This window comes from Virgisporangium ochraceum (assembly GCF_016863655.1).
GTDB lineage: Bacteria > Actinomycetota > Actinomycetes > Mycobacteriales > Micromonosporaceae > Virgisporangium > Virgisporangium ochraceum.
Map to the genome: position 1 here is coordinate 66,403 of NZ_BOPH01000027.1, position 26,959 is coordinate 93,361.

General features: G+C 72.7%; 22 protein-coding genes. 10 read left to right on the forward strand and 12 right to left on the reverse strand.

What is annotated here, in order from left to right; genetic code table 11:
• Positions 1–173 precede the first annotated feature (173 nt).
• Genes Voc01_RS12415 through Voc01_RS12425 form a run of 3 tightly spaced genes read left to right on the forward strand, consistent with a single transcriptional unit; the run spans position 174 to position 3,813 of the window.
• The gene (locus Voc01_RS12415) at positions 174–1,853 is read left to right on the forward strand and encodes an extracellular solute-binding protein (protein ID WP_239160134.1); all 1,680 of its coding nucleotides are present in this window, start codon (positions 174–176) and stop codon (positions 1,851–1,853) included.
• Complete coding sequence (locus Voc01_RS12420) at positions 1,850–2,890, forward strand: ABC transporter permease (protein WP_203927518.1); 1,041 nt, start codon at positions 1,850–1,852, stop codon at positions 2,888–2,890. Before Voc01_RS12415 ends, Voc01_RS12420 begins: the two co-directional genes overlap by 4 nt.
• Positions 2,887–3,813, forward strand: a complete 927-nt coding sequence (locus Voc01_RS12425) for a carbohydrate ABC transporter permease (protein WP_203927519.1) — start codon at positions 2,887–2,889, stop codon at positions 3,811–3,813. The genes Voc01_RS12420 and Voc01_RS12425 overlap by 4 nt, the downstream gene beginning before the upstream one ends.
• 23 nt (positions 3,814–3,836) lie before the next feature.
• On the opposite strand, the gene Voc01_RS12430 is transcribed toward Voc01_RS12425, so the two are convergent.
• Genes Voc01_RS12430 through Voc01_RS12440 form a run of 3 tightly spaced genes read right to left on the reverse strand, consistent with a single transcriptional unit; the run spans position 3,837 to position 9,836 of the window.
• On the reverse strand, positions 3,837–6,137 hold the full coding sequence (locus Voc01_RS12430) for a TIM-barrel domain-containing protein (protein ID WP_203927520.1): 2,301 nt from the start codon (positions 6,135–6,137) through the stop codon (positions 3,837–3,839).
• Between the two features lie 24 nt (positions 6,138–6,161).
• Positions 6,162–8,450: a glycosyl hydrolase family 95 catalytic domain-containing protein gene (locus tag Voc01_RS12435; protein WP_203927521.1), complete on the reverse strand. Its 2,289-nt coding sequence runs from the start codon at positions 8,448–8,450 to the stop codon at positions 6,162–6,164.
• A 48-nt stretch (positions 8,451–8,498) separates the two neighbouring features.
• A complete protein-coding gene (locus tag Voc01_RS12440; protein WP_203927522.1) occupies positions 8,499–9,836 on the reverse strand; it encodes an Hsp70 family protein in 1,338 nt (445 codons plus the stop codon).
• A 59-nt stretch (positions 9,837–9,895) separates the two neighbouring features.
• Here Voc01_RS12440 and Voc01_RS12445 point away from each other — a divergent pair, with 59 nt between their 5' ends.
• Positions 9,896–10,825 carry an MBL fold metallo-hydrolase gene (locus Voc01_RS12445; protein WP_203927523.1) on the forward strand — a complete coding sequence of 310 codons (930 nt, stop codon included), beginning with the start codon at positions 9,896–9,898 and terminating at the stop codon, positions 10,823–10,825.
• On the opposite strand, the gene Voc01_RS12450 is transcribed toward Voc01_RS12445, so the two are convergent.
• Positions 10,822–11,025, reverse strand: a complete 204-nt coding sequence (locus Voc01_RS12450) for a hypothetical protein (protein ID WP_203927524.1) — start codon at positions 11,023–11,025, stop codon at positions 10,822–10,824. The two genes, Voc01_RS12445 and Voc01_RS12450, sit on opposite strands and share 4 nt — an antisense overlap.
• A gap of 350 nt (positions 11,026–11,375) precedes the next feature.
• Complete coding sequence (gene fusA, locus Voc01_RS12455; RefSeq protein ID WP_239160135.1) at positions 11,376–13,355, reverse strand: elongation factor G; 1,980 nt, start codon at positions 13,353–13,355, stop codon at positions 11,376–11,378.
• 321 nt (positions 13,356–13,676) lie between these two features.
• Here fusA and Voc01_RS12460 point away from each other — a divergent pair, with 321 nt between their 5' ends.
• Positions 13,677–14,660 carry a hypothetical protein gene (locus Voc01_RS12460; protein WP_203927525.1) on the forward strand — a complete coding sequence of 328 codons (984 nt, stop codon included), beginning with the start codon at positions 13,677–13,679 and terminating at the stop codon, positions 14,658–14,660.
• A gap of 3 nt (positions 14,661–14,663) precedes the next feature.
• Positions 14,664–15,422, forward strand: coding sequence for an esterase/lipase family protein (locus tag Voc01_RS12465; protein ID WP_239160136.1), 759 nt, complete (start codon positions 14,664–14,666; stop codon positions 15,420–15,422).
• Positions 15,423–15,443: 21 nt separating this feature from the next.
• Here the strand turns inward: Voc01_RS12465 and Voc01_RS12470 are convergent, their stop codons facing one another.
• Genes Voc01_RS12470 through Voc01_RS12490 form a run of 5 tightly spaced genes read right to left on the reverse strand, consistent with a single transcriptional unit; the run spans position 15,444 to position 19,758 of the window.
• Complete coding sequence (locus tag Voc01_RS12470; protein WP_203927526.1) at positions 15,444–16,283, reverse strand: ABC transporter permease; 840 nt, start codon at positions 16,281–16,283, stop codon at positions 15,444–15,446.
• The gene (locus Voc01_RS12475) at positions 16,280–17,188 is read right to left on the reverse strand and encodes an ABC transporter ATP-binding protein (protein ID WP_203927527.1); all 909 of its coding nucleotides are present in this window, start codon (positions 17,186–17,188) and stop codon (positions 16,280–16,282) included. The genes Voc01_RS12470 and Voc01_RS12475 overlap by 4 nt, the downstream gene beginning before the upstream one ends.
• The gene (locus tag Voc01_RS12480) at positions 17,185–18,390 is read right to left on the reverse strand and encodes a hypothetical protein (RefSeq protein WP_203927528.1); all 1,206 of its coding nucleotides are present in this window, start codon (positions 18,388–18,390) and stop codon (positions 17,185–17,187) included. Before Voc01_RS12480 ends, Voc01_RS12475 begins: the two co-directional genes overlap by 4 nt.
• 40 nt (positions 18,391–18,430) lie before the next feature.
• Positions 18,431–19,300: a TIGR03619 family F420-dependent LLM class oxidoreductase gene (locus Voc01_RS12485; RefSeq protein WP_203927529.1), complete on the reverse strand. Its 870-nt coding sequence runs from the start codon at positions 19,298–19,300 to the stop codon at positions 18,431–18,433.
• Positions 19,297–19,758 (reverse strand): nucleoside deaminase, encoded by a 462-nt coding sequence (locus Voc01_RS12490; protein ID WP_203927530.1) that lies wholly within the window; start codon positions 19,756–19,758, stop codon positions 19,297–19,299. Before Voc01_RS12490 ends, Voc01_RS12485 begins: the two co-directional genes overlap by 4 nt.
• A gap of 82 nt (positions 19,759–19,840) precedes the next feature.
• Here Voc01_RS12490 and Voc01_RS12495 point away from each other — a divergent pair, with 82 nt between their 5' ends.
• The gene (locus Voc01_RS12495; protein ID WP_203927531.1) at positions 19,841–21,949 is read left to right on the forward strand and encodes an MMPL family transporter; all 2,109 of its coding nucleotides are present in this window, start codon (positions 19,841–19,843) and stop codon (positions 21,947–21,949) included.
• On the opposite strand, the gene Voc01_RS12500 is transcribed toward Voc01_RS12495, so the two are convergent.
• Complete coding sequence (locus Voc01_RS12500) at positions 21,931–22,311, reverse strand: hypothetical protein (protein ID WP_203927532.1); 381 nt, start codon at positions 22,309–22,311, stop codon at positions 21,931–21,933. The two genes, Voc01_RS12495 and Voc01_RS12500, sit on opposite strands and share 19 nt — an antisense overlap.
• A 94-nt stretch (positions 22,312–22,405) precedes the next feature.
• Between Voc01_RS12500 and Voc01_RS12505 the strand changes: the two genes are divergently transcribed.
• The 3 genes from Voc01_RS12505 to Voc01_RS12515 are packed head-to-tail and all read left to right on the forward strand — an operon-like array spanning position 22,406 to position 25,073.
• Positions 22,406–22,633: a hypothetical protein gene (locus Voc01_RS12505; RefSeq protein ID WP_203927533.1), complete on the forward strand. Its 228-nt coding sequence runs from the start codon at positions 22,406–22,408 to the stop codon at positions 22,631–22,633.
• Entirely contained in the window at positions 22,546–23,592 is a 1,047-nt protein-coding gene (locus tag Voc01_RS12510; protein WP_203927534.1) for an MFS transporter, read from the forward strand. Before Voc01_RS12505 ends, Voc01_RS12510 begins: the two co-directional genes overlap by 88 nt.
• Positions 23,589–25,073: a M20/M25/M40 family metallo-hydrolase gene (locus Voc01_RS12515; RefSeq protein WP_203927535.1), complete on the forward strand. Its 1,485-nt coding sequence runs from the start codon at positions 23,589–23,591 to the stop codon at positions 25,071–25,073. The genes Voc01_RS12510 and Voc01_RS12515 overlap by 4 nt, the downstream gene beginning before the upstream one ends.
• Here Voc01_RS12515 and Voc01_RS12520 read toward each other — a convergent pair.
• Entirely contained in the window at positions 25,018–26,934 is a 1,917-nt protein-coding gene (locus Voc01_RS12520) for a hypothetical protein (RefSeq protein ID WP_203927536.1), read from the reverse strand. The two genes, Voc01_RS12515 and Voc01_RS12520, sit on opposite strands and share 56 nt — an antisense overlap.
• Positions 26,935–26,959: the final 25 nt, after the last annotated feature.

Genomic DNA, 26,959 nt, shown 5'->3' on the forward strand with positions numbered 1-26,959 from the left:
CCGGCCCGATCATCATGCCTCATCGGGCCCGCTGTCCGGGCCGGCCGACCGGTCCCTTGTATTGAGCGGAAAGTTTCGTCTAGTTTGTTTAATTGCTAGACGAACTAACTGTAGGGCACACCGTAACCAGTGGACAGCCCATTCTCGCAACCAGATATCGAAGGGAGTGCGCCGTGACACCACCCGTCGCGGGCGCGTCAACCAACCGCCGGAACTTCCTCAGCCTCATCGGCCTGGGCGCAGCCGCCATGGCCGGTGGTGGAGTCCTCGCCGGATGCGGCGAGGGCGGCGGAGGCGGGTCCGGTAGCGCCACCGATACCGACAAGCTGAGCGGCGTGCTGCCCAAGCAGCAGAACATCGCGCTCGACATCAAGCCCGACATCACCAGCACCCGGCCGGTCGCCGACGGCTACACGACGTTCCCGTCGACGTTCAAGAAGGTCATCACCGAGAAGCCCGGCAAGAGCGGGCAGAAGATCTCCGCGATGACCCCCGCGTGGGGACCCGCGCCGCCCGGCCTCGGGTCCAACGCCTACTACGACGCGATCAACTCCGAGCTCGGCGTCCAGGTCGACTTCAGCATCCAGGACGGGAACACCTACGCCGACAAGCTCGGCGCGATGCTCGCGTCCCGCGACGTACCCGACCTGCTGTGCATCCCGGGCTGGGAGGTGGAGAAGCTCCCCCGCTTCACCGACGCGGTCAAGTCGCTGTTCGAGGACCTCACCGACCACCTCTCGGGCGACAAGGTGTCGGCGTACCCGATGCTCGCGAGCTTCCCGACCGCCGCCTGGCGTGAGGCGGTCTGGAACGAGCGGCTGATGGCGGTGCCGAACCCCACCGACGGCCCGTACCCGTGGGTGCTGCTGGCCCGCAAGGACCTGCTTGACGCGGCCGGCCAGCAGATGCCGAAGAGCGGCGACGAGCTGTACGAGCTCGGCAAGAAGATGACCGACCCGAACAAGGGTGTCTGGGCCTTCGACGACATCTTCCAGATGGTGCAGATGCTGTTCAAGGCACCCGGCTCCAAGCAGGGCTGGGGGCGGGTCGACGGCAAGGTCGTGCACAAGTACGAGACGCCGCAGTTCAAGCAGGCCGCCGAGTTCATGTCCAAGCTGTACAAGGACAACCTGATCCACCCGGACGTCGTGGCGTCGAAGGGCGCCGACAAGAAGACGCTGTTCGCCAGCGGCAAGATCGTCATGATCCAGGACGGCATGGGCGCCTGGCAGCCGCTGCAGGCGCAGTACCAGAAGGTCACGTCGACGCTCAACGTCCAGCCGGTACCCAACTTCTCCGCCACCGGCGGCGACCCGCTGGTCTGGATGGTCGACGACCCGATCTCGTACACGTTCATCAAGAAGGGCCTCGGCAAGGAGCGCGTGCAGGAGCTGCTGCGCGTCATCAACTGGTGCTCGGCGCCGTTCGGCACGCAGGAGTTCCTGATGCGCGAGTACGGCGTCGAGGGCAAGCACTGGAAGAAGGGTGCCGGCGGCGCGCCCGCCAAGGAGGACATCTCGTTCAAGGAGATCCAGAACCAGTACTTCTTCATCAGCGGCCGCAACCCCGTGGTGCAGCCGTACCCGGACACGCCGAACTACGTCAAGGACATGCTCGGCTACTCCAACGCGCACGTGAAGTACCTGGAGAAGGACCCGTGGGACGGGCTCAAGCTGGAGTTCCCGGCCCAGTTCAAGGCGAACAAGGTGCCCACCGAGGACAAGTTCACCGACGTCGTGCGCGGCCGGCGGCCGCTCGGCGACATCGACACCATCGTGTCGGAGTGGCGTGCCAACGGCGGTGACGAGGCACGCGACTTCCTGGCCAAGGCGCTGTCAGACGCCGGTCGATGACCACACGCGAAACCATCGGGGCACCCGGCCCGGACGCCGACCGGGTGCCCCCGCCCGCCGCCACGCGCGCGACCCGGCCGCCGGAGCCGACGCTCGTACCGCGGCGGAAGATGCCCCTGCGGGCGCGGCTGCGGCGCGACTGGCCGTTGCTGCTGATGTGCGCGCCGGCGATGCTGCTGCTCCTGGTCTTCCACTACCTGCCGACGCTCGGCAACGTGGTCGCGTTCCAGGACTACAACCCGTACGCCGGCGACTCGCCCCTGCAGGCGTTCCTGCACAGCACGTGGATCGGGTTCGGCAACTTCGAGACCCTGTTCAACACCGAGGGCTTCTGGCAGGCGCTGCAGAACACGCTGACGATCACGGCGTTCCAGCTCGTGTTCTTCTTCCCGCTGCCGATCGCCCTGGCGCTGCTGCTCAACAGCCTCGTCTCGACGAAGCTGCGGGCGTTCATCCAGAGCATCGTCTACCTGCCGCACTTCTTCAGCTGGGTGCTGGTCGTGACGTTCTTCGTGCAGATGTTCGGCGGGGCCGGGCTGCTCGCCGACGCCTTCCGTGACGCGGGCCTGACCCCGTGGAACGTCATGACCAACCCCGACACGTTCATCGTGCTGGTCACCGCGGAGGCGGTGTGGAAGGACGTGGGCTGGGGCACGATCGTATTCCTGGCGGCACTGTCCACCGTGGACCAGAACCAGTACGAGGCCGCGGCCGTCGACGGCGCGGGCCGGTGGCGGCGGCTGTGGCACATCACGTTGCCGGCGCTGCGCCCGGTGATCGTGCTGCTGCTGATCCTCCGGCTCGGCGACGCGCTCACCGTGGGCTTCGAGCAGTTCATCCTGCAGCGCGACGCGGTGGGCCGGCAGGCCGCGGAGGTGCTCGACACGTTCGTCTACTACCAGGCGATCGTCAACCAGCAGTTCGGCATCGGTGCGGCGGCCGGGCTGTTCAAGGCCGCCGTGGGACTGACGCTGGTGCTGCTCGCGAACAAGGTGGCGCACATGCTCGGCGAACAGGGGGTGTACTCCAAGCAATGACGGTGCAGACGATCGACCCGGTCCGCCGGCAGCGGCGGCCGGACCGGGCGGCGTGGGAGGAGCCGGAGAGCGCCGTCGGGCGCACGGCCAAGACCATCGTGCTCACGCTCGTGGTGCTCTCGGTGGCCTTTCCCCTGTGGACGGTGGCGGTCACCAGCATCTCGTCGCGGAAGACCATCAATGAGACCGGCGGGATGGTGGTGATCCCGCGCGACCTCGACCTGTCGGCGTACATCACCATCTTCTCGGGTGGCCAGGTGACCAACGCGGTCTGGGTCAGCACGCTGGTCTCCGTGGTGGGCGCGGCGTTCAGCCTGACGCTCACCGTGATGGCCGCGTACGGCCTGTCGCGTCCCAACTCGGTGGCGCACCGGACCATCCTCTTCTACTTCCTGCTGACGTTCCTCATCTACCCGGGCATGGTGCCGAGCTACCTGGTCGTCACCGCGTTCGGGCTGAAGGACAACATCTGGGCACTGGTGCTGCCGAGCGCGATCAGCGCGTTCAACCTCGTGGTGGTCCGCGCGTTCTTCATGAACGTGCCGCAGGAGCTGCTCGACAGCGCGCGGCTCGACGGCGCCAGCGAGTGGGGCATCCTGTGGCGCATCGTGCTGCCGCTGTCGAAGGCGGTCATCGCGGTGGTCGGGCTGTTCTACGCGGTGACCTACTGGAACGCGTTCTTCACCGCGCTGCTCTACATCGACGACAACGACAAGTGGCCGGTGCAGCGGCTGCTGCAGAGCTACATCCTGGCCGGGCAGAGCCCCAACGTGTCCGGCAGCACGGTCGGCGCCTCGATGCCACCGACCCTGGCCATCAAGATGGCGGTCGTCGTCATCACGGTGGCGCCGATCGTGGCCGTGTACCCGTTCGTGCAGCGGCACTTCGTGAAGGGCGTGATCGTCGGCGCGGTGAAGGGCTGAACCCTTCACCGCGCGCGTGACAACTACACAGGCACCCCGTTGAGCGTTATCCGGGTGGGGGTAAGACGGCCCGGCACCGGTGCGACCGTGACCCGGCGCACCTGTGCCGGGCCGGTCACGTCGACGGCCAGGGTGTCACCGGAGCGGACGGCGACCACCGACGAGTCGCCGTCCACGTCCCGCAGGACGGTCCGACCGTCCCCACCGCCCCAGCTGACCACGGTGAGGTCCGTGAACGGACCGTCGCCCACCGCGTCACCCGGTTCGGTGACCAGGATCAGCGCGCCGTCCCGCACGAACAGCGGGATCCGGTCGACGGGCTGGCTCACCCGGACGTACCGCCCACCGGTGACGGCCTCGCCGGTCCAGTAGTCGAGCCACGTGCCACCGGGCAGGTACACCTCGCGCTCGCCGGACGGGTCGACCATCGGCGCCACCAGGAGGTCCGCCCCGAGGCGGTACTCGAGGTCGGCGGTCCAGGCCGCCGGGTCGTCGGGCGAGTCGACCAGGAGCGCCCTGAGCATCGGGACGCCCGTGCGCGCCGACTCCACAGCGGCCGAGTACAGGTACGGCATCAGCGTGTAGCGCATCCGCAGCGCCTCGGTGGCGTGCCGCTCGGCGTCGGCCGGGAAGTCCCACGGCAACCGGCTCGTGGTGCCGTGCAGGCGGACCAGCGGCGACAGCGCGCCGAACTGGCTCCACCGCACGTAGAGGTCGGGCGTGGGCGTCCCGTTGAAGCCGCCCGCGTCGTGGCTCCAGAACGGGACCCCGGAGACGCCGTGCGACAGCCCTCCGCGCAGGGTGCTCGCCATGCCGGGGTAGGAGGCGTTCACGTCGCCGCTCCACTGCGCCGAGTGGCGCTGTCCGCCGAGGAACGACGACCGGGCCCACACCATGCCGTGGCCGGCCACCTCGCGCGTCACCTTCGACACGATGTCGTTGAACAGCAACGTGTACACGTTGTGCAGCTCGACGCCGCGCATCCCGTTGTGCGCGACAGCGTCGGCCGGCACGCCCTCGGCGAAGTCCGTCTTGAACACCGCCACGCCCTGACGCAGCAGCGCCCGCAGGTCGTTCGCGAACCACTCGACGGCGGCCGGGTTGGTGAGGTCGATGATGCCGCAGGCCGGGTACGAGCCGTGCCACACGTCGGCGACGTAGACGCTGCCGTCGGCCTTCTTCAGGAAGTGGTCGCGGTTCGCCTCGAACGCGGGGGCGAGGTGGCTGACGTACGGGTTGATCCAGAGGCAGACGCGGAAGCCCTGTTCCTTCAGGCTCGCGAGCATCCCCTCGGGGTCGGGGAACGTGCTCGCGTCCCACCGGAGGTCCGACCAGTGGCCGTCGACCTGCCAGTAGCAGTCGAGGTGCAGCACGTCGCACGGGATGCCGCGGCGGCGGATGTTCTCCGCGCGGGCCATGACGTGCTCCTGCGTGTCGACGAAGAAGCCCGACGAGATCCAGGTGCCGAACGCCCACTTCGGCGGCAGCAGCGGCGCGGTGGTGAGCGCGTTGTACCGCTTCAGGATGTCGGCGGGTGCCGGTCCAGCGATCACGTAGTAGTCGAGGAGGTCGTCGGGTACCAGGATCTGCACGCAGCTGTGCGTCGACTGGCCCATGTCGAACTCCACCGGCATGCCGCTGTCGACGAGCACCCCGTAGCCCCGGTTGGACAGGTACAGCGGCACCACCTTGTGCGAGCGGTCGCTCTCGCTGCCGAACGCGTCGAAGTTCCACATCAGCGCGCGCTGGCCGCGCTTGTCGAGCCGGGTGAACTTCTCGCCGAGGCCGACGAACCGTTCCAGCGCAGGCGCCACGAAGCTCTCGTGGTAGGCCGCCACCTCGCCGCCGGCCAGCGACCGGCCGAACGGCAGCGTGCGCACCCGGCCGCTGATGTCGCGCTCGCCGCGGTCCTGCTCCAGCAGCACCGTGCCCGCCGCGTCGACGAACCGCAGGTGCCACGGATCGAGGGTGATCTCCGCGGTGACGGCGCCGGCGCCGATGCGGACGGTCCCGTCGGTGACCTCCACCGTCGCGGCGAAGGCGGCCGGCCGCACGAGCGCGATCGCCGCCGCGCTGCGGCTGCGGGCGTCGGGCTCGGCCGACAGGCGCACCCGCAGAACGCCGTCGCCGGCGGCGCCGACCCGCACGACCAGCGACGAGCCGTCGGACGTGGTGCCCTTGAAGGTGGCGCCACCGACGTCCGTGCCGAGCACCTCGGCCCGGGTCAGGACGGACGGTCCGGCGTCACCCGGCCCGCGCACGGGCAGGTCGGGCGGGTCGGCCACGAACGTCTCGAAAGGGACCAGGGGCGGGCGAAATGGCATGCTTTAGTTTTTCTTCTAACCGAACTAACTGTCAACGGCGCCCCGACCTTCGAGACGCAGCAGCCCCAGCGGGCCGGCGAGGCGCACCGGCCGGCCGGCCATGACCGACAGCAGCTCCGGCTCGCCGTCGGCCACCGACACCAGGAGATCCTGGTCGATCCGCGACTCGATGACGGCCTCGTACCGGCCGGCCGTCCAGGAGAGCCGGCGCACGGTGACCGCGCTGCGGGCGGCGAGCCCCCGCGCCGAACCGGTGTGCCACGCGGCGGGCAGCGCCGGCAGCAGGTCGAGCCGTCCGGGCCGCGGCGACCGCCCCGCCGCGGTGCGGTCGACCGGCCGCGGGTGCGTGGGTCGCCGGGGTGGCTCCGCGAGCACGCGTTGCGTCGAGCGCACCAGCATCGCCGCCACCACCGCCGGGAAGCCGCCCGCGATGTCGACGTTGAAGACGGTGCCGCGGTTGTGGGTCGGCACCAGGCTCGGCCGCCAGTACCGGGAGGCCATGAGCGTCAACGTCTCGGCCGCCTCGTCGGCCAGGCCCAGCGCGGCCGCCGCGAGCCCCACCTGCGCCAGCCCGAACGCCATCTCCCCCGACCGGTCGCCGCGCCAGAACTCCAGCCGCCGCCGGACGGCGAGCGCGGCCGCCGCCCGCAGCCGCGGATCGTCCACAATGGCCGGATCCGGCTCGTACCACAGTGGATAGAGATGCGAGGCGTGCCGGTGACCGTGGTTGTCGACGTACCCGGGCGCGGCCCACTCGCTCAGCTCGCCACCGTTGCCGGTCCGGTACGGCGGCAGCGCACGGAGGAGCTCGCGCCAGGCCGGCGCCGCCGGGTCGTCGACCCCGAGCTCCGCGGTCGCGGCGAGCAGGTTGCGGAGCAGGTCCCGCACGACCGCGAGGTCCATCGTCGCGTTGGCGCAGGCCTGGGAGCCGGTGTTCGCCGGCGCGTTCTCCGGCGAGTACGAGGGCACGAACGCCGCGGTCGGGTCGTCGGCCCGCACGAAGCCGAGGTGGAACTCGGCCGCCTCGCGCATGAACGGCAGCGCCCGCGTCGCGAGGAACTCCCGGTCACCGGTGTAGCACCAGTGGTCGTAGTACAGCCGGGCCAGCCAGCCGGCGCCGGCGGTCCAGAACGTCTGGCACCACACCGGTCCGAAGTGGTTCTGCAGGCCGTGCGTCGACAGGTGCACCGGCGCCAGCAGGCCCGGCAGCCCGTACAGCCGCTCGGCGTTGCGGCGGAAGTGCGGCAGCACCCGCTCGACGAGGTCGAACAGCGGCGGCATCAACTCGGCGCACCCGGTGGGGTGCAGGGCGGCGACGGCCGCCGGCAGGTTGCCGTCGACCGTGTACCCGCTCGACCAGGGCGGCTCGTAGGTTCCGCTCCACACCCCCTGCAGCACGGGCGGAAGCTCACCGGTGCTGCTGATCACCGCGTACCGGCCGGCGTCGAACAACCGCCGCACCGTGTCGGGGCCGGGCGGCGCGGCGAGGAGGTCCTCGGTCTGCCGGTCCCGCACCGGTCCCAGGTCCAGATGCACGCGGTGGTACAGGTCGCGGTGCAGCGCGGCGTGCGCGCGCAGGAGGTCCGTCCAATGGGGAGGGACGTCGTCGAGGGTCGCCGCTCCGCCGACCACCGTGCGCAGCAGCACCAGATCGGGACCGGACAGCCGGCACACCACCGTGTAGCCGCCCGGCCCGCCCGCCGGTGGGTCGGGGAACGTGGCCGTCAGCGTGATGCGGTCACCCCGCCGGCGCACGACGGTGTCGACCGGCCGCGGTGGGCGTCCCCTGAGGGGTGACAGCGCGACCGCCCACCGCGCCGGACCGTGCAGGCGCAGCGCGACCACGTCGTGCGCCCGCGAGACGAACGCCGAGACACCGGCCGGGCCGGCGTCGGTGTGCCAGCGCTGCGTCACCACGCCGGTGCTGAAGTCGGTGGACCGCGTGTAGCCGCGCCCCGGCACGCTCGGCTCCGGGGTGCACGTGAGCGTCGCGGCGCCGACGAACGGGTCGATGCCCCTCGTCGACGCGTAGCCGGGCTCCGCCTCGGCGGCGGCGCGCGTCACGAGGTCGGCGGCGTCCTGTGGCCGGCCCGACCGGATGAGCCCGCGGATCGTGGGAACGAGCGGCGCGGTGTGGGGCGGGTCGAGCGGCGGCAGCACCGGCAGGAAGAGGCGCTCGTGCGACACGGTGACGAGCACCCGCGACGGACCGCCGTAGCAGAGGGCGCCCTGGCGCCCGTTGCCCACGATCAGCGCCTCTTCCCAGTCGTCCGTCGCGGTGCGGGACGACAGCCCGTCGACAGGGACCGTCACCCGCCCTACTTTGGCGGGACTTCAAACGAACTGCAAGGATCCGATCGATTACCGGAACAGGTCGAGGACGAAGGTCCGGGCCGGTTCGTTGACGGCCATGACGATGGTGACCGGCAGCGCGATCAGCACCAGCTGGCGCACGGTGCGCCCGACCCAGCGGAACGACCGCGTACGGACGGGTGCGGCCGGCGCTCCGGCGTCGTCGCCATCGTCGTCGTCGTCCTCCGGCATCGACGGGGCGCCGGCGCCGCGGATGTGCACCGCGCCCTCGATCCGTACGCCCGGGCCGATCACCACGGACGCCGGTCGATCCACGGGCGGTACGTCCGGCCGCCGTTCGGGTCGGCTCGGCGCCGCCCGCTGTGGCGCCGGCCCGATGACCGCGCCGTACGCGACGGGCAGTTCGGGCTGCTCCGGCACGACCGGCACCACCCCGAACCGGGCGTGCAGCCGGCTCGCCACCAGCGGAAGCCGGCTCGTCCCGCCGACGAGCAGGACCTGGTCGGGGCGCACCCGGCACCCGGCCAGCACCCGGGCGGTCTCGTCGACGGCCCGCTCGACGAGCGGCGCGGCCACGTGGTGCAGCTCGTCGCGGGTCAGGTGGACCGAGCGGCCGTCGGGCAGCCGCACCGGCGCGACCGTGGTGCGCGACAGCATCTCCTTGGCCGCGCGCACCTCCGTCCACAGTGGCCGGCGGTCTCCGGCGCCAGCGGGCGACACGTGGTCGGCGAGGGCCGCGTCGATGTCGGCGCCGCCAAGGTCGTCGAGGCCGCCCGCGCCGAGCACTGAAAAGGCTGGTTTGTCACCGAGGGAGGTGGCGGGAGGCCCCGACGGGTCGGCCCGCACCACGGTGACGTCGAGCGTGCCGCCGCCGAAGTCGAACACCACGAGCAGCCGCCCGGGATCGAGCCGCTGCCCGAGCACCGCGGCGCAGTACCAGCCGGCGGCGACCGGTTCGTCGACGACGGTCACCGCGCCGAGGCCGGCGGTGGCGGCGGCCCGCCGCAGGACGTCGCGCCGCGCCGCACCCCACCGGACCGGCGCCGTGAGGACGACCTGCCCCGGCGCGCCTCCCGCGAGGGCCGCCTCGGCCGCCACCCGCCGCAGCACGCCCGCCAGGAGGTCCGACACCGGTACCGCGCGGTCGCCGAGCCACACCGCGCCGTCGTCGACGCGGCGCTTCGGGAACGGCTCGAAGCTCGCCGGGTTGTCGGCCATCAGACGCTCGGCGTCGCGACCGGCGTGGATCGCACCGCGACCGTCGACGAACACCGCCGACGGCAGGATCGGCGACCCGTCGAACAGCAGCGCACGGGGTGCGACGCCCGGCCTGGACACCACCGCGACGGTGTTGCAGGTACCCAGGTCCACGGCGAGCCTGTACATGGTCGCCTCCCTCGGCGACAGATCTACTGTTTCCGCCCCAGGAGGGTACTCTCCTGCGCGTGAACCGGTATCCCGAGCGGCTCGAGCGCGGCCACCCGTTCCGGCAGTGGAAGACCTGGCCGATTCCGGGCACCGGGCTGACACTCACCGGCTACTCGCGGTCGAACGACAAGACGTTCTTCCACCTGCCCGAGCTGCGCTGCTCCATCGACGCCGGGCTGGCCGAGGGCTGGCAGCCGGAGACGGTGCTGCTCACCCACTGCCACGCCGACCACTCCTTCGACCTCGCGTACCTGGCCGCCCGCGCCGGCGGGGTCGACATCCACATGCCCGCGTCGTCGGTGCCCGCGGCACGCGCGTTCATCGAGGCCTCGTTCGCGTTCAACAACGCGGCTCCGTTCGACAGCACGCTGGCCACCGGCATGCGGCTGCACGGCATGGTCGACGGCGACGAGTTCGCGGTCGGCCGGCGCGGATCGCACACCGTGCGCGTGGTCGCCTGTCACCACAAGGTCCCGTGCGTCGGGTACTGCTTCTCCACCCACCGCCGGGTGCTGCTGCCGGAGTTCGAGGAGTTGCGTCCCACGCTGGCGCCGGCCGAGTTCGGCAAGATCCTGGCCGGCCGGCGCAAGGCCGGCGAACCGGTCGACCACGAGGTGCGCACGCCGTTGTTCGCGTTCCTCGGCGACACCCACCCGAGCGTGTTCGACGACAACCCGTGGCTCTTCGACTACCCGGTGATCATCACCGAGTGCACCTACCTCGACGACGAGCAGCTCGAGCGCGCCGACCGGGTGGGCCACACCGTGTGGAGCCGGCTACGCCCGATCGTCGAGGCGCACCCGCAGAACCACTTCGTGCTGACCCACTTCAGCCTCCGCCACTCCGACGCCGACGTGGTGGCGTTCTTCGACAAGGAGAACCTGCCGAACGTGACGGTGTGGGCGCACCCGCAGAGCCAGCTGCCCGAGCAGCACCAGAAGACCTAGCCGCCCATCGCGCGCACCGCGCCGACCACCGCGCAGGCCGCGACGAACCCCCAGATCAGCAGCCGGGGGAACGAGCCGCGCCAGTGCGCCTTCGACGCGGTCTTCACGAACGCCCGCGCGCCCTTCAGATCGCGGCGCGACCGCAGGAACCGCTGCAGCATCATGCCGAACCCGACACCGATGACGAGTGTCAGAAGCATCCCGGCCGACATGGCGACCAGCCCCTTTCGGTGGCGGGCCCGCACGGTGCCGCCCACCGGCGCGGGGCGCGCCGGAAGGCTTCACCCCGCAGACCACGGCAGGTGGAAGCCGCTTTCGCGCCCCGGCCGGGCATTCCGGCTCGCCGCGCCCCGTTTCCAGGGACGGCCTACGGTTGCGGGTCACCGTCGCCTCTTTCGGCGACAAATCAGCTGCTGCCAGCCGGACTCGGACCGGCTTCCCCCGCCCGGGGTGATGGCGGTGCTTCTCGATGGTCCGCATACGGTAGCGGGCCTCACGTCGGTGCCGCCAGGGGTGTCACCCGTTGCGGGTCACACCCCTGGCGGTCCACTCACGCCGCCTTCCGCTCCGGAGCCGGCTGGTAGCCGACCGGCCGGGTGGTGAACGTGCCCCGCCCGTTCGTGCGGCTGCGCAGCCGCGTGGCGTAGCCGAACAGCTCGGCCAGCGGCACGGTCGCGGTGACGACCATCGTGCCGCCCCGGGTCACCGAGTCGGTCACCCGGCCGCGACGGGCGGCCAGGTCACCGAGAACGCCGCCCACCGCGTCCGCCGGTACCGTGGCCGTGACCTCGACCACCGGTTCCAGAACGACCACGGCGCAGGCCCTGAGCGCCTCGCGCAGCGCCAGCCGGCCCGCGGTGCGGAAGGCCAGCTCCGACGAGTCCTTCACGTGCGTCGCGCCGTCGGTGAGCGTGACGCGCACACCCACCACCGGGTTGCCGGCGAGCGGACCGTCGGCGAGCGCGTCGCGGCAACCGGCCTCGACCGCCCGCACGTACTCCTTCGGCACCCGGCCACCGACCACAGTGGACGCGAACGCGAAGTCGCCGTCGTCGGGCTGCACGTCGATGACCACGTGCGCCCACTGCCCGGACCCGCCGTCCTGCTTGGCGTGCCGGTAGGTGAACCCGGTGACCCCGCGCACCACCGTCTCCCGGTAGGAGACCTGCGGCCGTCCTGTGTGGACGGTCAGCCCGTCGGTCTGGCGCAGCTTCTCCACCGCGACCTCCAGGTGCAGCTCCCCCAGGCCGGACAGCAGCGTCTGCCCGGTCTCGGAGTCGGTGCGCACGGCGAGCGACGGGTCCTCCTCGACGAGCCGCGACAATGCGGTGGCGAGCCGGTCACTGTTGTTCGCCTCGACCGCGATCGACACGACGGGGTCGGCGGTACGCGGCGGTTCCAGCACCACCGGCGCGTCGGGCGCGCACAGCGTCGCGCCCGGCTTCGCCGCCTTGGGTCCCACCACGGCGACGATGTCGCCGGCGACCGCGCGCTCGACCTCGATGTGCCGGTCGGCCTGCACCCGGAGGATCCGGGCCACCCGCTCGGTGCGGCCGGCCGTGGCGTCCATGACCTGGCTCCCCTTCGTGATGGTTCCCGAGTACACGCGCAGGACGGTGAGGCGGCCGGTGGCGGTCGCGTTCACCTTGAACACCAGGGCGGCGAACGGTTCCGCCGGGTCGGCCGTGCGGCCGGCGACGGGTGGACGGTCGAGCGGCGACGGAAGGTACGCCACCACCGCGTCGAGCAACGGTTCGATGCCGCGTCCCTTGAACGCCGCTCCACAGAGGACGATGACGCCGGTGCCGTCGACAGTGACGGCGCGCAGCGCCTTCCGGAGCGTCGGCGTGCCGACCGTGCCGGTGGAGACGAACTCCTCCAGCGCGTCGGCGTCGAGCTCGGCGACGGCCTCGTCGAGTTGGTGCCTGCGCCCGTGCGCCGACGACGGCACGTCGACCTCGCGCATCACGTCGTCGACCCACTCGTAGGCGCGCATCGCGACCAGGTCGACGACCCCGGTGAACGACTCCTCCGACCCGATCGGCTGCTGCACGACGAGCGGGCGCACGCCGAGCTTGTCCCGGATGGAGGCGACGGCCGCGTCGAGGTCGGCGCCGGCCCGGTCGAGCTTGTTGACGAACGCGATCCGCGGGACGCCGTACCGGTCGGCCTGCCGCCACACCGACTCGCTCTGCGGCTCCACGCCCGCGACACCGTCGAACACGGTGACCGCGCCGTCGAGGACGCGCAGGGACCGCTCGACCTCGTCGGAGAAGTCGACGTGGCCGGGCGTGTCGATCAGGTTGATGCGGTGGCCGTCCCAGTGGCAGGTGATCGCCGCCGAGAAGATGGTGATCCCACGCTTGCGCTCCTGCGGGTCGAAGTCGGTCACGGTGTTGCCGTCGTGCACCTCGCCCTTCTTGTAGGTGGCGCCGGTGGCGAACAGGATCCGTTCGGTGGTGGTCGTCTTGCCGGCGTCGACGTGGGCCAGGATGCCGATGTTGCGGACGCGGGCCAGGTTGGTGCGCACGATGCTGCGCCTTTCGGAATCGCTTGTGGGCTGCGGACAGCGCGATTCCCCGGACGGCGGACGCTCAGCCCACCGTCACGGGCAGCCGGTGCCGGCCACGCCAGCCAGCAACGGACCTGCCGGAAACACCAGAATCACCCGGGACGTCACCCGGGCACGCGTACGGGAAGCGGTGCGCATGGCAGGCTCCCCTCGCTCGGTGTCGGTGCGATCTTCCGAAAGATACCCGGGCCCGTCAACCCCGTTTTCTCCGCCTGTGGAAAAGGTGCCCGTCGTCCACAGGGGACAGACGGCAGCGTCTCGGGGACGGATCCTCTCCGGGTGTGGAAGAACCTCGCGACGGCCCAGGCCGGCATCCTCACCGTCCGGCAGGCCACGGCCGGCGGGCTGACACCGGCGGCCGTCCGCGCCCGAACGGCAGGCGGCCGCTGGCAGCGGGTGCACTACGGGGTGCTGGCCACCTTCAGCGGCCCACTGCCGAGAGCCGCCCGGCTGTGGGCCGCGGTACTGGCGTGTGGGGCCGACGCGGTGCTGAGCCACGAGACCGCCGCTGAACTGTTCGGGCTTACCGCCCGGGCCGACGACCGCGTCCACGTGACCGTGCCGCACGGCCGGCGGGTGTCGGCCCACCGCGGGGTGGTGATCCACCGGCGGGTCGACATGGCCGGTGTCCGGCACCCGGCGTTGGCACCGCCGCGGACCCGCGTAGAACACACCGTGCTCGACCTCGCCGCGGCGAGCCGTCACCTCGACGTCGCGATCGGCTGGCTGGCACATGCGGTGGGCACCCGGCTGACGACCCCCGAACGGATCCGGACGGCGGTCGGCGGCCGCTCCCGGATGCGCTGGAAACGTCATCTCCTCGCCGCGCTCGATGATGTGGCCGCCGGATGTCACTCGCTGCTCGAACTGCACTACCTCCGTCGGGTGGAACGGGCGCACCGGCTGCCCACCGGACAGCGCCAGCGGGCGCGCGGCCGCTGGTACGACGATGTCACCTACCCGGCATACGGGGTCTGCGTGGAGGTCGACGGGCGACTGGCCCACCCGGACGACCGGGCGTTCCGGGACCGCCGCAGAGACAATGCCGCCGCGCTCACCGGCGCACGGGTGCTCCGCTACGGGTACTCCGACGTCACCACCCGGCCCTGCACGGTGGCCACCGAGGTCGCCGCCCTGCTGGCCGCGACCGGCTGGCCCGGAACCCCGAGGCGCTGCGGGCCTCGATGCACCCTCGCTCCGGGGAGACAAACTGCTGCGAACACCGCGGTTTCGCTCCCGGAACCGGGCGGGGAGATACGGTGAAACGTGTCTCCTCGTCGTCGGTTGCTGGTCGGAGTGGTCGCCGCTCTGGTGCTGGTGCTCGCCATCGCGGGTGGAGTGGCGCTCCTCCTCGAACGGGACGGTGCGGAGCCCGCCGACCAGGCGACGCCCGGCGCCGTGCTGCTCGTGCCCGGGTACGGGGGCAACACACGCAGCCTGGCGCAGCTCGCCGAGCGGATCAGGGCCACCGGCCGCACCGCCACGGTCGTCGCGCCGCCCGGGGACGGGACGGGCGACCTGCGGGAACAGGCCCGGAACCTCAGGGATGCCGTCGACCGGGCGAAGGACGACGGGGCTCCGTCGGTGGACATCGTCGGGTACTCGGCGGGCGGGGTGGTCACCTGGTTGTTCCTCGAGGAGTACGAGGGGGTGGCGAGCACGCGGCGGGTCGTCACCCTGGGGTCGCCCCTGCACGGGGCGAAGCTCGCCGCCGCCGGGGCGGCCTTCGGCGGCGCCGCCTGCCCGGCCGCGTGCCGGCAGCTCGCACCGGGCAGCGACGTGCTCGACGACGTCGACGAGGCACCGGTGCCGTGGCTCAGCATCTGGACCGAGAACGACGAGACGGTGCAGCCGCCCGACTCGGCCCGCTTCGACGGCGCCACCAACGTGTCGATGCAGAGCATCTGCCCCGGTGTCACCATCTCGCACTCGCAGCTCCCGGTGGATCCGCAGGTCACCGCGCTGGTGCTGAAGGCGATCGGCACCGAGCCGGTCACGGCACCGACGAGCTGTGAAACCGCCTGAGGCCGCCGGGGCGCACGGGCATCAGGACGTGATGTCGCGGGTCTTGAAGTTGGCCCACGCGCATCCGAGCAGCACGGCCACGTACACGAGCTGCAGCAGCGCCCCGCGCTCGATGTCCCGCCACAGGATCGGGTCGCGGAAGAAGTCGATCCAGGCCAGCCAGTAGCGGGTGGGCAGGTACGGCTTCACCGACTCGGCCGCGTCGAGGGTCACCAGCACCTGGCTGGTCACCAGCACCGACAGGGCACCCATCGCAGCGCCGAGGGCCGAGTCGGTCAGCGTCGACAGGAACAGCGCGATCGACGCCACCCCCAGCATCGACAGCGTGATGTAGCCGATCGTGCCCAGCATCCGCGCCACCAGCTCCGTCGGGCTGATCACGCCGCCGGACAGCGAGGTCACGTCGGGCGGCAGCACCACCACGCCACCCGTGGTCGCCGGACCGGTGCCGAGCAGCAGCACGCCCGTGATGTACGAGGTGAGCACCACCATCGCGATCGCGAACAGCACGAACGCCACCATCGCGACCAGCTTCGCCACCAGCAGCCGGGTGCGGCCCACCGGCCGGATCAGCAGGTAACGCAGCGTCCCACCGGTCGCCTCGCCGGCGACGGCGTCGCCGGCCAGCACCGCCACCGCGACCGGCAGGAACACCGGCAGCACCAGCGCCATCGCCGCGGCCGGGTACAGCGCGCCGTTGCCGAGCACCGCGGCGAGGAACGCGCCACCCTGGCCGGGCGGCGGCGGGATCCGCGTCGTCGCCAGGAAGATCGCCACGATCAACGGCAGCAGGCACAGCAGCGCGACGATCACATACATCCGGGGACGCCGGAAAAGCTTCGACAATTCGACATATATCATGAAGAATCAACCCGATCCGACGACGAGGACGTCGCCTCCAGCACCACGTCCTCCAGCGTCCGCAGCGACGGGCCGAACGAGGTCACCGGGATGTCCTTCGACACCAGCAACGCGTTCAGCTCCGCCGGATCGTCGTGCCGCACCAGCACGACCCCGTCGGACACCGACACCACCCGCCCGTCGAGCAGAGACGTCACCTGCTCGGACGCGGGAGTGGTCACCGACACGAGGCCCGTCGGAGCGCGCAGCGAGGACAGCTGGTCCTGCAGGACGAGCCGCCCGCGGTCCATCACGCCCACCCGCGTACAGAACTGCTCCACCTCCGCGAGCAGGTGGCTCGACAGGAACACCGTCGTGCCGGCCTCGTTGAGCTCGGTCATCAGGTCACGGATCTCCCGGATGCCGCGCGGGTCGAGGCCGTTCGTGGGCTCGTCCAGGATCAACAGGCGGGGTGACCGCAACAGCGCGGCCGCCAGCCCCAGGCGCTGCCGCATCCCCAGCGAGTACGCCTTGACCGGCCGCCGGTCGATGCCGCCCAGCCCCACCCGCTCCAGCGCCTCCCCCACCCGGGCCCTCCGGGTGCGCCGGGAGCCGCCGGGACCGGCGGCGTCGAAGAGCATCAGGTTGGACCGGCCGGACAGGTGCGGGTACGCCGCCGGCGCCTCCACCATCGCGCCGATCTCGGCGAGCACCTCGTGGGCGCGCCGCGGCACGGGCTTCCCCAGCACGGTGATCGACCCGCTCGTGGCGTACGCGAGGGCGAGCAGCATCCGGACCAGGGTGGTCTTGCCCGACCCGTTCGGCCCGAGCAGCCCGTACCGGTCACCTTCCCGCACGTCCAGGCTGACACCGTCGACGGCCGTGACCTTGCCGTAGCGCTTGACCAGGTCCTCCGTGACGATCATTGGGTGGCCGCCAGCGCCTCGCCGAACCGTTGCATGTGCACCCCGTCGACCATCCCCGCCAGCAGAAACGTCCGGTTCTCCGAATGGATGTGCACGATCATCACCGACAGCAGCGGCGCGGCGATCAGCACCGCCGCCACGTCGGGCAGGTCGATCCGCGTCCCCCAGCCGCGGGCGGCCCGCAGCACGTCGTTGCCGAGCCGCCGGTTCAACGCGACGACGGCGATGCGGGTCAGCCCCTCGCCGTAGGCCACCCCGGGCGTGAACCGGACGACCACCCGCTGGTCCGACGCGTCGGGCTCCTCCCACCGGGTCAGGCCGCCGATCACGTCGGGCAGGGTGTTCCGGTCGCGGTCGCGGCCGAAGATGTCCAGCGTGTCGCCGGCGTCGACGTTCGCCACCGACAGCCCGTCGCGCTGCTGCGGTGGGGTGAGCACCGCCGCCGACGGCGTCGCCATCCGCAGGTCGAGGAAGCGGGTCACCAGGATCGGCCGTTCGGCGTTGCGGGCGGTGACCTCGATCTGCAGCGGCAGCCCGGTGCCGGGGTCGGCCCAGATGTCGATGTGCCCGATCGTGCTCTGCGGCGCGCTCGTGGTGACGCGCAGGCCGGCGGCGTCGACGCCGGCGACGCGCCGGCCGGGCAGCGCGGTGACCGGGTCGCCCTCGGCCAGGTCGAGCAGGCGGCGGGCCAGGTCGGGCGGCATCAGGTCGGCGCCGCGCGGCAGCCGGGCCGTCGACTCGCCGACCACGTAGGTGAACCTGTTCTCCGGCCCGGTGCCGTCGTACATGATCACGCCGACCCGGCCCAGCTCCACGACCGACAGCTGGTTGGCACCGTAGTCCCAGCTCACCAGCTCATCGGGAGTGCGGTAGACGCCCCGCTCCTGCCCGGTCTCGACCACGTCGACCCGCCACCGGTCGCGCGCGGCGTACCAGGCCCTCAGCCGCGTGTTGCCGCTGACCAGCGCCGCGACCTGCCCGAACCGCGGCAGCTCAGGCAGCCCGAGGGTGCCGACGCTCTCCGCGTAGCCCTCGTACGGCCGGTTCGCCGAGCGCTGCACGAGATCGCGCAGCTCAGACGGGTCCAGTCGCACGTTCTTCGACGGCCACGCGGCGACCGCGACCGGCAGCGCGCACAGCAGCGCGACGCACGCCGCCACCACCGCCCACCGCCGGCGCGCCTCGCGCCGGACCACCGTCATGGACAACCCCTCATCCGACCAACCATGACACGTGCCCCGGCTACCGGACGTGGTCGGCGATCTCCGCGAGGGCCTTCCAGTCGTCGGCGAGCGGCTTCTCGTCGCGCGGGTGGTCGGGGTTCGGGTCGAGGATGACGTAGTCGCAGCCGAGGTCGACGAGCTCGCGGATGTCGGCCGCGACCTGCGCGACGGTGCCCTCGCCGGGCTGCGTGCGGGTGCCGAGCCGGGCCCGCAGGCGCGGCGCCAGCGCGGGCACCGGGCGGCCCTGCTCGTCGGCGGCCTTCCGCAGCGCCGGGACGCCCACGTCGCGCAGCCAGGCCGGCGCGGCGTTGATCGGGTGCCACGCGGCGCCGAAGCGCACCGCCCGCCGGATCGCCGCCGGTGCCGACCCGCCCACCCACACCGGCAGCCGCTGCGGGCGCGGGCCCGTGTGAACGTCGCGGTAGGTGGCGAACTCGCCGTCGTGGGAGACCACGTCGTCGGTGAAGGCCGCCGTCACGGCGGCGAGGTACTCGTCGGTCACCCTTCCACGCTTCGCGAACGGGACCCCCAGAGCGGCGTACTCCGGCTCCGACCAGCCGACACCGACTCCCAGCACGAACCGGCCGCCCGAGAACCGGTCGATGTTCGCGGCCATCCGGGCCGTGAGCAGCGGATGCCGGTACGGCAGGACCGTGACGCTGGTGCCCAGCAGCAGCGTGGTGGTGGCGCCGGCCAGCCAGGCGATCGTGGCGAACGGGTCGTAGAACGGGGTCGGGTAGATCTCGTTCACGTCGGGCGTGGGCGCGATGTGGTCGGAGATCATCGCGATCCCGAACCCGTTGTCCTCGGCGAAGCGGGCCCAGCCGAGCAGGTTCTCCGGCGTGGCCAGCGGCCCGAAGTTGCGGACGTTCACCCCGAGCACGGTCACGGCCTGTACCTCGCGAACGGCTCGCCGGCGCCCTCGGTCTCGACGTGCACGATCTGCTCCGGTGCCAACGCGCGCATGCTCGCCTGCATGCGCCCGGCGAGGTCGGTCGGATCGGGTGGCGCCGGGTAGCCGAGGTCGGGCACCAGCTCCTTGGGCGCGGCGTACACGATCCGGTCGACCCCGGAGATCGCCGCCACGCTGTGGCACACCGCGCACGGCTCGCAGCTCGACACCACCGTGGCCCCGCCCAGGTGCAGCGTGCCCAGCGCCCGGCACGCCGCCCGGATCGCCGCGACCTCGGCGTGCGCGCTCGGGTCGTGGTCACGCAGGGCCGTGTTGACGCCCGAGGCGATCACCACCCCCCGCTGCACGACCAGCGCACCGAACGGCAGCTGACCCGCGTCGGCGTTCTCCGCGGCCAGCCTGACCGCCTCCCTTAGGAGCTCACCCTCGTTCATGGGGAGCCAGCCTAATGTGAGCGCCGTCGCGTATTTCGACGTTGCCGCCGCGCGGCCTTCGGCGCCGCGCGATCATCCGGGGATGTTCGCGTGGTGGGGACGGGCGGTCGTCCGGTGGCGGTGGGCCGTGCTCGCCGCGGGTGCCGTGGTGGCGGTGATCGGCGCCCTCTGGGGGCTGGGCGTGTTCGGCCAGCTCACCGGCGGCGGCTTCGAAGACCCGGCCAGCGAGTCGACGATCGCCCGCGACCGGGTGGCGACGGAGATCGGCAACCAGGATGTCGACATCCTGGTCCTCTACACCAGCCCGACCGCGACGGTCGACGAACCGGCGCTGCGCGACCCGGTGACCGCCGCCGCCGACAGGATCCGCGCCCACCCCGACGTCGCCGCGGTGACCAGCTGGTACGACGCCCCCTCGCCGGCACTGGTCTCGACCGACCGGAAGGCCACGTACATTCTCGTGCGGCTCACGGCCGACGACGAGGACACCAAGGTCGCGGCGCTCGACCGGGTGCGGCCCGCGCTCGCGGCGGCCGCGCCCGTCCGCACGCAGGTCGGCGGCAACGTGCCGTTCCTCGACGTGGCCAACGAGCAGACCTCGAAGGACCTCGCCCGCGCCGAGACGCTGTCGTTGCCGGTGCTGCTGGTGCTGCTCATCGTGATCTTCGGCGGGCTGGTGGCCGCGGCGACGCCGCTGCTCATCGGCGGGCTGGCCATCCTCGGCGCGTTCATCGCGGTCAGGGTGCTGAACACGGTGACCGACGTGTCGGTGTTCGCGGTCAACGTGATCACGCTGATCGGGCTCGGCCTGGCGATCGACTACGCGCTGTTCGTGGTGAGCCGGTTCCGCGAGGAGCTGTCGGCCGGCCACGACGTCCCGTCCGCGATCGAGCGGACCATGGCCACCGCCGGGCGCACCGTGCTCGTCTCGGGCATCACCGTGGCGCTGGCCCTGGCCAGCCTGCTGATCTTCCCGCAGGTGTTCATGCGGTCGATCGGGTTCGGTGGCACGTTCGCGGTGCTCGTCGCGATGCTCGCCGCGCTCACGGTGCTGCCCGCGCTGCTGGCCGTGCTCGGTCCGCGGATCAACGCGCTGCGGGTGCGCCGGTCGCGGCCGAAGGAGACCTCGGGGGACGGGGCGTGGGCGCGGATCGCGCACAGCGTGATGCGCCGGCCGGTGCTGTACGCGCTCGGCGTGGTGACCGTGCTGGTGCTGCTCGCGCTGCCGTTCCTGCGGGTGCAGTGGGGCGGCTTCGACGAGCGGGTGCTGCCGTCGGGCACCGAGCCCCGCGCGGTGGCCGAGCGCATCCGCACCGAGTTCCCGGCCGGCTCGGTCGGGCCGATCGACGTGCTGGTGTCGGGCGGCGGGCAGGCCGCCGCGCGGGAGGTCGCCCAGCGGGTGCAGGCCCTGCCCGGGGTGACCGGCGTGCAGGTGACCGCCGGCAACGAGCGGTCCAGCCTGCTCAGCGTCACCTACCCGGGCGAGCCGACGAGCGCCGACGCCCAGCGCCTGGTGCGGGAGATCCGCGCGCTGCCCGACCCGGCCGGCGGCGAGATCCTGGTGGGCGGGCGACCTGCCGCCGACGTCGACATGCTCGACAGCCTCGGCAGCCGGCTGCCGTGGATGGCGTTGATCATGGCGCTGTCGACGCTGGTGCTGCTGTTCTTCGCGTTCGGGTCGATCCTGCTGCCGGTCAAGGCCGTGCTGATGAACCTGGTGTCGATCGGCGCGTCGTTCGGTGTGATCGTGTGGATCTTCCAGGACGGGCACCTGTCGTCGTTCCTCGGCTTCACCCCGACCGGGTTCATCGAGCCGAGCAACCCGATCATCATGCTGGCGGCGCTGTTCGGGCTGGCCACCGACTACGAGGTGTTCCTGCTCTCGCGGGTGCGCGAGGCGTGGGACCGCACCGGCGACAACACCGCCGCGGTGGCCTCCGGCGTGCAGCACACCGGGCGCATCATCACCGCGGCGGCGCTGCTGCTCGTGATCGTGGTGGCCGGGTTCGCGACCGGCGGCATCGTGTTCATCAAGCTGATCGGCATCGGCATGATCGTGGCGATCGTGGTCGACGCCACGCTCGTCCGGCTGCTCCTGGTGCCGGCGACGATGCGCCTGCTCGGCCACTGGAACTGGTGGGCGCCCGGTCCGCTCGGCCGGGTCTACAGCCGCTACGCGCTGCGCGACTGAGGCCGCCGCAGGTTCACCACGGCCACGACCGCGAAGACCATCAGCGCAACCAGGGTGCCGGTCGCGGCGAAGTCGGGGGCGAGGAACCCGCTCACCACCAGCCAGCCGACCTGCGCCACCAGGCCGGCGACGAGCACCCACCGCGCGGCCCGCCGCACGCCGGGGAGCCGGGCGAGGACCGCGAGCACCACCAGGCCGACGGCGAACCCGATCACGACGATCGACATGTCGCGCAGCATGTCGACCCGGTCGGCCCAGGCCGCGTCCGAGACCTCCGCGTGGTAGTCGGCCTGCCGGCGCAGCGTCGCCGCGTGGGCAAGCGCGGACGGCACCGGCAGCAGGACGGACAGGCGTGGATCCATGACAGCAGGATGACCATCACGCGCAACGTCAGCCCTCGGCGTACTACGCGTTCGGCGAACCAATGGTCCCGTTTCTCCGCTTACGGTCGGAGCCGTGACCCCGCTGCGACGCAACCGCGACTTCCTGCTCCTGTGGGGCGGGCAGGCCGCGGCGTCGCTCGGCGGCAACGTGGCCGCGGTCGCCCATCCGTTCCTGGCGCTGCTCGCCACCGGCTCGGCCGCCGGCGCCGCGCGGTGGCGTTCGCGGGCCTCGCCACCGGGACGGTGCTGCGCCTGCCCGGTGGCGTGCTCGCCGACCGGTGGCCGCTGCGCCCGCTGCTGATCGGGTCGGAGACGGTGCGGGCCGTCGTCACCGGCTCGCTCGTCGTCGCCGTGCTCGTCGGGCGCCTCACGTTCGCGCACCTGCTGGTCGCCGCGATGGTCAGCGCGGCGTGCGCCGTGTGCGCCGACCCGGCGCAGACGGTCGCGGTGCGGCAGGTGGTGCCGGCCGGGCAGCTGCCGCACGCGCTGGCCCAGAACGAGGCGCGCGGGCACGTCGCCGGCCTCGGCGGGCAGCCGCTGGGTGGCTGGCTGTACGGGCTCGGCGCGGTGGTGCCGCTCGCCGCGCACGCGGTGTCCTCCGCGGTCAGTGCGTGGACCGTCGTGTTCGTCCGCCGTCTCCCCGCGGGCGGCCGGGGTGTACGGCACCCGGTGTGGTCCGACCTGCGCGGCGGACTGCGGTTCGTGTGGCGCAGCCGGTTCCTGCGGAGCACGCTCGCCGTCGCCGCCGCGTTCCAGTTCGTGTTCGCCGGCCTCGGGCTGCTCATCGTCGCGGGTGCCGCCGCCGACGGGACGCCGGCCGTGCACGTGGGAACGGCTCTCGCGCTCGCCGGGGTGGGCGGCCTGCTCGGCGCGTGGGCGACGCCGTTCGTGCAGCGGCGGATCCCGTTCGCCGCGCTGGTGTCGGGGTTCGGGTGGACGGGCGCCGGCTGCCTCGCGCTCATGGCGGTGCTGCCGCACGTCTACGCGGCGGGCGCGCTGCTCGCGGTCGTCTACGCCGTGGCGACCCCGGCCAACGCGATGCTCGTCGCCGCGCAGATGGCCGCGACGCCGGAGCACCTGCAGGGCCGCGTCGTCAGCGCGGCGATGCTGGTGGCCGGCTGCGTGGCGCCGCTGGGACCGCTCGCCGCCGGCGCCCTGTTCGACCGGGTCGGCCGGCCGGCGACGGTCGCGGCCTTCGCCGTCCTCACCGCGCTCGTCGCGGTGGCTACCCACCTGCGACCGCCTACCGTGGACCCATGACGGTGCTCGATCACGTACGGCGCTACCGGCGGGCCGAGGGCTGGCGCGGGCTCACCGAGTTCGCCGGCCTGCTCGCCCTCGACAACCAGACGCACGACGTCCCGGCGCTGCGGCGCAACGCCGACCTCGTCGCCGAGCTGTTCACCGCGCGCGGCGCGACGATGGAGATCCTCGAGCTCGAGGGCGCCGCGCCGCTGGTCACCGGCCAGCTGGGTACCGACCCCCGCAAGCCGACCATCGGGGTGTACGTGCACTACGACGGGCAGCCGGCGGGCCCGGCCGGCTGGCACACGCCGCCGTTCGAGCCGACCCTCAAGGCCGGCGACCGCACGATCCCGCTTCCGGGAGCCGGCGACCCGGTCGACGACGACTGGCGCCTGTTCGCCCGCGGCTCCGCCGACGACAAGGCGCCCCTGGCCGCGCTGCTCGTGGCCGTCGACGCGCTGCGGGCCGGCGGCGCGGAGCAGGCCGTGAACCTGGTGTTCTGCTTCGAGGGCGAGGAGGAGTCGGGCTCGCCGCACCTGCGCGACTACCTCGAGCGCTACCGCGACCGGCTGCGCGCCGACACGTGGCTGATCTGTGACGGCCCCGTGCACCACACCGGTGCCCCGCAGGTGGTGCTCGGGGTCCGCGGCTACTGCGGCGTCGAGCTCACCGTCTACGGCCCCGGCCACGAGCTCCACAGTGGACACTACGGGAACTGGGCGCCGAACCCGGCCCTGCGCCTGGCCCAGCTCCTGGCCTCCTGCAAGGGACCCGACGGCCGGGTGACGATCGACGGCTTCTACGACTCCACCCGTCCCCCGTCGGCGGCCGAGCTCGCGGCGCTCGCCGACCTGCCGCCGGTCGAGGAGGCGCTGCTCGGGCAGCTGGGTTTCGCCGCGGCGGAGGTGCCCGGCAGCCGGCTGGTCGACCGGCTGATGTGGCCGTCGTTCAACGTGAAGGGGCTGGCCGCGGCCGACGTCGGCGCCGCCGCCCGCAACGTGGTGCCGGCCTCGGCGACCGCGTCGGTCGACATCCGGCTCGCCGCCGGGAACGACGCCGGGCACATGATCGGGCTGGTGCGCGCGCACCTGGAACGGCAGGGCTACCTCGTGCTCGACCGCGACCCCACCGACGACGAGCGCCGCACGCACCCGCTGCTCGCCCGCCTCGACGGCGAGATCGGCTACCCGGCGATGCGCACCTCGCTCGACGAACCCGTCGTCGCCCACCTCGCCGACGCGGCGACACGCGCCGGCGGCCGGCAGGCGCTGGTGATGCCGACGCTCGGCGGCTCGGTGCCGCTGTCCTACCTGGCCGAGATCCTGCGCGCGCCCACGGTGGTGCTGCCGATCGCCAACCACGACAACAACCAGCACGCGGCGAACGAGAACCTGCGGCTGGGCAACCTGTGGTACGGCGTCGACCTGTTCGCCGCGCTGCTCACGGCCGAACCACCTCGAACCGCAGGCCCGGGCGGGCCTGCCGGACCCGCTTGACGAGCTCCTCGGCATCCGGCGCGGCGACGACGATCCGCACGACCCCGTCGGCCTGCGCGAGGCTCTCGGCCAGCGACGCGGGTTCGAGGTCGAACCCTTGCGGCCGGTACAGCACGCCGTCGGTGAGCCCCGAGGTGCGCTGCAGCATCGACAGGTTCAGCGTGAGCGTGTACGTCGTGTAGAGGTCGCCGGTCAGGACGACGGTGGCGACCCCGGGCTCGGCGGGGAACGCGGCGTCGAGCGCGCGCAGCCGCTCGGCCGTCGGCCGGTTGCCGCGCGCCGCCTCCCCGGAGTGCCACATCCGGTTCAGCGTCTCGGTGCGGCCCGGCCGGTACGGCACGTCGTCGGTCACCACGCCGCCGAGGCCCGCGACCGCGACCGCGACGAGCGCCGCCGGCAGGAGGTCCGCGAGCGGCGCCCGCCGGGGGCGCGGCAGCAGCACCGCCACGGCCGCGAGGCCCACGAGCAGCGTGACGAACACCGCGTGCAGCCCCTTCTCCAGGTAGTAGCCGGCCTGGTTCCCGGTGACCGCCCGGTACCCGAGCAGCGCAGCGGGCAGCGCGAGCACCGCCGCGAGGGTCCAGACGTACGACCGCCAGACGGCCAGCCGCCGCCCGGCACGGGTGACCACCGCGGCCGCCACGAGCGCCGCCAGCGCGAGCAGCAGCCCGCGGCTCACCCCCAGCACCCCGCCCGGCGCGCCGATCAGCGTGCCGTGCCCGCCGAACAGCGCGCCCAGCGCCAGCGGCACCAGCGCGGCCGCGCCGGCCACGCCGCACACGGTCACCACGAAGGCCCTGATGGGACGCAGCGTGCGCCACCGGCGCAGCCCCCACGCGACGGCCGCCAGCCCCGCCGACGGGAGCAGCAGCTCGTACGCGAACCCGATGCCGGCGACCAGCGCGCACACCAGCACCACGTGCTCGCGCACACCCCCCGTGCGCCGCGCGAGCACGGCCACGAGCACGACGAGCAGCGTCAGCCCCAGCAGCTGGCTGACGAACCCGAGAATGGCCAGCACCGGCAGGTCCCCGTACACGAGCTGGACTCCGAGGAACGCCAGCACGGGCAGCCGGCGCCAACCGCCGAGCAGCGGACCGCCGACCCACTGAACCGCCCACAGCAGCGCCACCGCGAACACGCCGTACGTGCCGAGCAGGAACCACACGTGGTGGTCGACGACCCCGGCCATGTCGCCGGTGCCGGTGGACGAGCGGACGAACCCGTCGAGCAGGCCCGCGGTGAGGTGCCAGCCCGACGGGTAGAACCGCAGCGCGTCGAACAGCTCGGGCACCTCGTCGGGCGCGTACCCCCAGGCGTAGCCGCCGGTACGGCGCAGCGTGTCGAGGATCGAGACGTGCCGCGCGTTGTCGTCGGCGCCGAGCAGCATCGCCAGCCGGCCCGTGGAGTCGGCGCGCAGGTACGGCAGCGCCACGTAGGCGAGCGCCGCCGCGGCGGTCGCGACCGTGAGCGCGTCGGCGACCGTGGGACGGGGCAGCCGCGGCGCCCGCCCCGACGCGATGCTCACGCCGCCGAGCACCGTGAGCGCCGCACCGGCGACGGGCACCGGGTCCAGCCCGAACGGCCACGCGGTGAACAGCATGCCGGCGACCGCGCAGCAGCCGAGCAGCAGCGCGGTGGCGAGCACGAGCCGGTCGAGCAGCGTCCGACCGCCGCGCAGCAGACCGGCGGTGAGGGCCAGCACGAGCGGCGGCAGCAGCCAGTCGACCCCGAGGAGGTGGGTGGCCGTCGGGATCAGCCAGGCCGCGGCGAGCCAGGCGACGACCTGCCGCGGGTCGACCCCGGTGACGCGCCGCCGGGGCGCCGCGGTCCCGCGCACGTCGGGTTGGGTGATGCCCATGGGTGGTCCAACGGCCGGGGGTGCC

Excerpts from the sequence above, each read along its gene's own strand:
- Voc01_RS12420 (WP_203927518.1), top strand. The coding sequence starts at position 1,850 with ATGACCACACGCGAAACCATCGGGGCACCCGGCCCGGACGCCGACCGG.
- Voc01_RS12425 (WP_203927519.1), top strand. The coding sequence starts at position 2,887 with ATGACGGTGCAGACGATCGACCCGGTCCGCCGGCAGCGGCGGCCGGAC.
- Voc01_RS12430 (WP_203927520.1), bottom strand. The coding sequence starts at position 6,137 with ATGCCATTTCGCCCGCCCCTGGTCCCTTTCGAGACGTTCGTGGCCGAC.
- Voc01_RS12440 (WP_203927522.1), bottom strand. The coding sequence starts at position 9,836 with ATGTACAGGCTCGCCGTGGACCTGGGTACCTGCAACACCGTCGCGGTG.
- Voc01_RS12450 (WP_203927524.1), bottom strand. The coding sequence starts at position 11,025 with ATGCTTCTGACACTCGTCATCGGTGTCGGGTTCGGCATGATGCTGCAG.
- Voc01_RS12470 (WP_203927526.1), bottom strand. The coding sequence starts at position 16,283 with ATGATATATGTCGAATTGTCGAAGCTTTTCCGGCGTCCCCGGATGTAT.
- Voc01_RS12475 (WP_203927527.1), bottom strand. The coding sequence starts at position 17,188 with ATGATCGTCACGGAGGACCTGGTCAAGCGCTACGGCAAGGTCACGGCC.
- Voc01_RS12480 (WP_203927528.1), bottom strand. The coding sequence starts at position 18,390 with ATGACGGTGGTCCGGCGCGAGGCGCGCCGGCGGTGGGCGGTGGTGGCG.
- Voc01_RS12490 (WP_203927530.1), bottom strand. The coding sequence starts at position 19,758 with ATGAACGAGGGTGAGCTCCTAAGGGAGGCGGTCAGGCTGGCCGCGGAG.
- Voc01_RS12495 (WP_203927531.1), top strand. The coding sequence starts at position 19,841 with ATGTTCGCGTGGTGGGGACGGGCGGTCGTCCGGTGGCGGTGGGCCGTG.
- Voc01_RS12500 (WP_203927532.1), bottom strand. The coding sequence starts at position 22,311 with ATGGATCCACGCCTGTCCGTCCTGCTGCCGGTGCCGTCCGCGCTTGCC.
- Voc01_RS12515 (WP_203927535.1), top strand. The coding sequence starts at position 23,589 with ATGACGGTGCTCGATCACGTACGGCGCTACCGGCGGGCCGAGGGCTGG.
- Voc01_RS12520 (WP_203927536.1), bottom strand. The coding sequence starts at position 26,934 with ATGGGCATCACCCAACCCGACGTGCGCGGGACCGCGGCGCCCCGGCGG.